We start from the raw sequence: 954 nt of genomic DNA, 5'->3' as shown, positions 1-954 counted from the left end.
TGGTTTCCAGCAGATCGTTAATCAGCGCACGACGGGTGGTTTCATCCAGACGCACGGTCACGGTCACCAGCAGATCAATATCGCTATGCGGTTTCAGGCCGCCATCCACCGCGCTGCCATACAGATGCACGGCCAGCAGGGTCGGTTCCAGATGACGTTCAATCACGCCCACCACTTCAGACAGCTGGGTGCTCACTTCCGCAATCACCGCTTCACGCATAATGTTCAGTTTGGTTTTCGGACGGCTGCCCTGCTGGGTCACATCGTTGCTGCTCCACAGCATCAGGCAACGGCCCACCGCATAACGCGCCTGCTGTTTGCTCGCACGCGGCATGCTCTGCACGCCAAAAAAGCAATCATAGCACGCCATAAACACCGCCACCGCACCATTACCGCCGCTACGTTCGGTCAGGGTACGGCTCCAATTACGGCTACGCATACTCTTCCTTTTTCAATATTATTGAAGCATTTATCAGGGTTATTGTCTCATGAGCGGATACATATTTGAATGTATTTAGAAAAATAAACAAATAGGGGTTCCGCGCACATTTCCCCGAAAAGTGCCACCTAAATTGTAAGCGTTAATATTTTGTTAAAATTCGCGTTAAATTTTTGTTAAATCAGCTCATTTTTTAACCAATAGGCCGAAATCGGCAAAATCCCTTATAAATCAAAAGAATAGACCGAGATAGGGTTGAGTGGCCGCTACAGGGCGCTCCCATTCGCCATTCAGGCTGCGCAACTGTTGGGAAGGGCGTTTCGGTGCGGGCCTCTTCGCTATTACGCCAGCTGGCGAAAGGGGGATGTGCTGCAAGGCGATTAAGTTGGGTAACGCCAGGGTTTTCCCAGTCACGACGTTGTAAAACGACGGCCAGTGAGCGCGACGTAATACGACTCACTATAGGGCGAATTGAGTGAAGGCCGTCAAGGCCTAGGCGCGCCGGATCCCCCGGG

Annotated in this window: 1 protein-coding gene; it reads right to left on the bottom strand. The window is 51.9% G+C overall.

The window, feature by feature from the left end:
* On the bottom strand, positions 1-439 hold a 439-nt coding region (locus tag HZY91_RS11250; RefSeq protein ID WP_235991569.1), incomplete at its 3' end, for a nucleotidyltransferase domain-containing protein.
* Positions 440-954 lie beyond the last annotated feature (515 nt).

This window comes from Facklamia lactis, from assembly GCF_015863205.1.
In the GTDB taxonomy this organism is placed as follows: Bacteria; Bacillota; Bacilli; order Lactobacillales; family Aerococcaceae; genus Facklamia; species Facklamia lactis.
The sequence above is the reverse complement of the archived record's forward strand: the minus strand, read 5'-3'. Positions and strand labels throughout refer to the sequence as shown.